The organism is Pseudomonas sp. HMWF006, from assembly GCF_003061205.1.
GTDB classification, from domain to species: Bacteria; Pseudomonadota; Gammaproteobacteria; order Pseudomonadales; family Pseudomonadaceae; genus Aquipseudomonas; species Aquipseudomonas monsensis.
The window spans coordinates 10,391-14,759 of sequence record NZ_QAIU01000381.1 but is presented as its reverse complement, the minus strand read 5'-3'; the positions used below and the strand labels follow the sequence as shown (position 1 = coordinate 14,759).

Sequence of the window (4,369 nt, the reverse complement as noted above, 5' to 3'; positions counted from 1 at the left end):
GTTTGGCTTTCATTTCACTGCGGTCGGCGAGACGGACGAGGATTTCGTCGGCATCGGCGATCACGTGGTTGTTGGTCAGAATGTAGCCATCCGGAGAGATGATGAAGCCCGAACCCAACGATTGCGCTTCACGCTGACGATCACCACGCGGCGAGCGCTGTTGAGGCGGCATGCCACGTTCGAAGAACTCGCGCAGCATCGGCGGCAAGCCTTCCAGGTCTGGCATCTGCTGGTTGACCTTGCGATCCGGCAGTTTCTGCGTGGTACTGATGTTCACCACGGCTGGCGAAGCTTGTTCGACCAATTGGGTGAAGTCAGGCAGATCGGCTGCTTGCGCAGCAGGTACGGCCTGACCGAGCAACAGCACGGTGGCGAAAATGGAGAGATAAGATTTCAAACTTGGTATCGACATACAGCTCCCGTTACGACGAGCAGGGTTAAGCGATATGGAGCAAGGAACACCGGAAACCACCGACCGGCATTTTTGTTCCGGGAACAACAAACAAGGCCAGAGCCGTGAGGCTCTGACCTATAAAAAATTTTCAGGTGTTTTGCAAATGAAAATGCTCAGCAAACATTTCTACGTCTCGGCGACGAAGTGGGAATGACTGGAATCAGCTCACTGCTTGCTGGTTGCAGCGCCATCATTGTTACGCATCGACAGCGCAATTCGTTCGGCTGTGCCAATAGGAATCTCGCCCACCACCGTCACCATCATTTCGCCTTGTGGCGTCGTCAGGCGGCGGGACACGGCAACGGTCGGGCCCAATTGCGTACGGGTATCGGTGACCGTAGCGCCATTCAAAGGCTCGAGGAAAACCGAGAAACGCGCCAGACCGTCGTCATACAGCAAGCTGTTGACCTGGGTCTTGGTTTCCGGATCCTTGTGCGACGTGCTGCTGGTCAGTTCGAAGCCCGGTGGCAACCAGTCGGAATGCCAGACCTGAGCGGTCTTAATGGCTGAAGCCTTGTCACTGTCCAGCGTGACTGGCTTGCAGTCGGCGTCAGCCAGCAAATCCTTGTCCGAAGGAACTTCGTCGGTATTGAGGCTGGTGAACTGGAATCGCTCCAGCAACTGCCCCTTGTCGTTCAGCAGCAACGACTTGAGCGGCAGGCTGGTCTGTTTATCCAGATGCAGCTCGAAGCCGTAGCGATGCTGATCGCGAGGCGTCAGCGATACGATCACTGCGTCCCGCCCGGCCACGCGCGATTTGCCAATGACGGCAAGGTCATACCAGTTTTTCAGCTTCTGGGGATCGAGAGAACGAGCAGTAGAGTTTGGAGAATCTCCCAACCCCGCAATCAGGGTGCCGCTGACGCATTGAGTATGTCCATCAATGCGCACGACTTCCTGTGCCGAACCGTCGAGCTGGAGCAAACGCTCGCGGACCTGGCCATTCTGGACACGATGCCAGATGTTGTGGGTAGAAAAACTACCGTTGCGCTCGTAAACGAAGGTGCCGTGAAAGCTTTGCCGCTGCTCGGCCTGGCCCAGCCGGGTCAACCAGTCCTGGGCGTCATCAGCGTGGGCTGGAACAATGAACCAGCCACTGAGCAGAAGCGAAAGTAGAGGTATGGCGCGCATGATCCTCCTTAACGGTTTTCCAGGCTTGCGGCACGCGCATAAGGCAGTGCGCTTTCAGTACCTTTCAGTGCAGCCTGCTGAGCGTGCTGACGCAGATAGCCTGGCAGACGCTGGTCATGCCAGCCTGGCTGACCTTGCAATACGCCATTGGCCATTGGGCCAGTCGCTTCGGAACTCTCACTGTAGCCTGCCAGAACAGCCGGGCCTTTGACCTGTGGAGTGGCCAGGGTTGGCTGATTGGATTGCTGAGCCAGTTCGGCGCCAGCGATTTCGTCCTGGTTGTACAGACGCACACCCGCCAGCACGGCAACGGTCACCGAGGCTGCAACAGCCAGACGACCAAGGCTGCGCCATGGGCTGCGGGATACTTTGGCCGGAGCCGTTTCGTCTTCCAGCGCAGCAGACACTGCCGCAGCGATATCCAGACGTGGAAGCAGCAAATCCTTGTGCATGGCTGCCCGAGCGATCTGGTAACGAGCCCAGGTCTCACGGGTATCCACATCATCCAGTGCATTGAGCACTCGACGCAATTCCAGTTCGTCCGCTTCGTTATCCATCACTGCGGACAGCGATTCCTGCAGGGCTTCACGACTCATGGCGTTCCTCTCTTGGCTGTCGCCGCTGTCTCAGTTTTCCTGCAACAACGGCTGCAGGGCTTTATCGATGGCCTCCCGAGCGCGGAAAATCCGGGAGCGCACGGTACCCACCGGGCATTGCATGACGCTCGCAATGTCCTCGTAACTCAGACCATCGAATTCACGTAAAGTTAAAGCCGTACGCAAATCCTCTGGCAGTTGCTGAATGGTTCGATGGACGGTGCCTTCGATCTCATCCCGCAGCAGTGCTCGTTCTGGTGATTCGAGATCCTTGAGGCCGTGATCGCCATCGTAGAACTCTGCATCTTCGGAACTGACATCGCTATCCGGCGGCCGGCGGCCGCGTGAAACCAGGTAATTCTTCGCCGTGTTAATGGCAATACGGTACAGCCACGTATAAAACGCACTGTCGCCGCGAAAGTTTCCAAGTGCTCGATACGCCTTGATAAAGGCTTCCTGAGCCACGTCCTGGGCTTCATGGGTGTCGTGCACGAAACGCACGATCAACCCGAGAATTTTGTGCTGATACTTCAGCACCAGCAGATCGAAAGCTCGCTTGTCGCCACGCTGAACGCGCTCGACCAGCTGCTGATCCTCTTCCTGGGTTAGCATGAACACTCCTCGATAAGCCCGGAGGAGGCTTGCACAACTAAACGACCAGACTTGCAAACATAGACTCGGGCTTTTCGCAAAAGTTCTCCCCCTCCAAGCAAGTTTCCTGCGGGCTCTGATTTGGCACGCACGAAAAACGCAGCTCGGGATAAACCGGCTGCGCGAATAATCTTGTCATCGGTTTCGCCGGCAGGAATCTAACTGCAGATTCCGCACTGAAGCCGACACGTCCCTTGTTTCTGGCACCGACTATTGATCTTGGGCCTTTGGCAAAAGTTCCAATTATTTATAGCCGGACCGATCCGACATTGGGCAACCCTGCGCTGAAAAATCCTGTTTCAACGCCGATACAGTCGTCTTTTCGCGAACCCGGCGAAAAAAACTTCCGACGAAGCACCCGGCTTTTTTCGTCACAGTAGTTTCACAATGCCATATCGGCGCGGCTATTGTGCCGCCCCACCCCTCTATATACTAGTGGGCTGTGTGGCTGCCTTGACTCGCCGACCCAGCTGTCTTGCGCCAACCCCGATCCGGGTCGCTTTGAGCGGAATCCTGAAATGAGCCAACAGTTCCAACACGATGTTCTGGTCATTGGCAGCGGTGCTGCCGGTTTGAGTCTCGCGCTGACCCTGCCGGGTCATTTGCGCATTGCCGTATTGAGCAAGGGCGATCTCGCCAACGGTTCAACCTATTGGGCCCAGGGTGGCGTCGCCGCCGTGCTCGACGATACCGATACTGTCGAATCCCACGTTGATGACACCCTCAATGCCGGCGGCGGTCTGTGCCATGAAGACGCCGTCCGGTTCACTGTCGAGCACAGCCGTGAAGCGATCCAGTGGCTGATCGACCAAGGCGTGCCGTTCACCCGCGATGAACAGTCCGGCACCGAAGACGGCGGATTCGAATTCCACCTGACCCGCGAAGGCGGCCACAGCCATCGGCGCATCATCCACGCGGCCGACGCGACCGGTGCAGCCATATTCAAAACCCTGCTGGCCCAGGCCAGGGAACGTTCCAACATCGAATTGCTCGAGCAGCGGGTTGCCGTCGATCTGATCACCAAGCGCCGTCTGGGACTGGATGGCGACCGTTGCCTGGGTGCCTACGTGCTCAACCGGGCCACCGGCGAAGTCGATACCTACGGCGCCCGTTTCGTGATCCTCGCCTCGGGGGGCGCCGCCAAGGTCTACCTCTATACCAGCAACCCCGATGGCGCCTGCGGGGATGGCATTGCCATGGCCTGGCGTTCCGGCTGCCGGGTGGCGAACCTGGAATTCAACCAGTTCCACCCCACCTGCCTGTATCACCCGCAGGCCAAGAGTTTTCTGATCACCGAGGCCTTGCGTGGCGAAGGCGCGCATTTGAAATTACCGAACGGCGAGCGCTTCATGCACCGCTTCGACAAGCGTGCCGAGCTGGCTCCACGGGACATCGTCGCCCGGGCCATCGACCATGAAATGAAGCGCCTGGGTATCGACTGCGTCTACCTCGACATCAGCCACAAGCCCGAGGCCTTCATCAAGAGCCACTTCCCGACCGTCTACGAGCGCTGCCTTGGCTTCGGCATCGACATGAC

At 57.8% G+C, this 4,369-nt stretch carries 6 protein-coding genes; 2 read left to right on the top strand and 4 right to left on the bottom strand.

Translation table 11 applies throughout. The annotated features are described in order from the left end of the window. A partial coding sequence (locus tag DBR24_RS15780) for a trypsin-like peptidase domain-containing protein (protein WP_177490579.1) occupies positions 1-412 on the bottom strand: 412 nt, incomplete at its 3' end. 34 nt (positions 413-446) lie between these two features. On the opposite strand from DBR24_RS15780, the gene DBR24_RS32350 reads away from it, so the two are divergent. Continuing rightward, complete coding sequence (locus DBR24_RS32350) at positions 447-608, top strand: hypothetical protein (protein WP_177490577.1); 162 nt, start codon at positions 447-449, stop codon at positions 606-608. Between the two features lie 11 nt (positions 609-619). Here DBR24_RS32350 and DBR24_RS15775 read toward each other — a convergent pair whose 3' ends face one another. The 3 genes from DBR24_RS15775 to rpoE are packed head-to-tail and all read right to left on the bottom strand — an operon-like array spanning position 620 to position 2,793. Beyond that, on the bottom strand, positions 620-1,585 hold the full coding sequence (locus DBR24_RS15775; protein WP_128615224.1) for a MucB/RseB C-terminal domain-containing protein: 966 nt from the start codon (positions 1,583-1,585) through the stop codon (positions 620-622). 8 nt (positions 1,586-1,593) lie between these two features. Further along, positions 1,594-2,181 (bottom strand): sigma-E factor negative regulatory protein, encoded by a 588-nt coding sequence (locus DBR24_RS15770; protein WP_128615223.1) that lies wholly within the window; start codon positions 2,179-2,181, stop codon positions 1,594-1,596. 30 nt (positions 2,182-2,211) lie between these two features. Beyond that, complete coding sequence (gene rpoE / locus DBR24_RS15765) at positions 2,212-2,793, bottom strand: RNA polymerase sigma factor RpoE (protein WP_003172477.1); 582 nt, start codon at positions 2,791-2,793, stop codon at positions 2,212-2,214. Between the two features lie 557 nt (positions 2,794-3,350). Between rpoE and DBR24_RS32345 the strand changes: the two genes are divergently transcribed. Continuing rightward, positions 3,351-4,369 (top strand): FAD-binding protein (locus DBR24_RS32345; protein WP_256591537.1); only part of this gene is annotated, 1,019 nt, incomplete at its 3' end.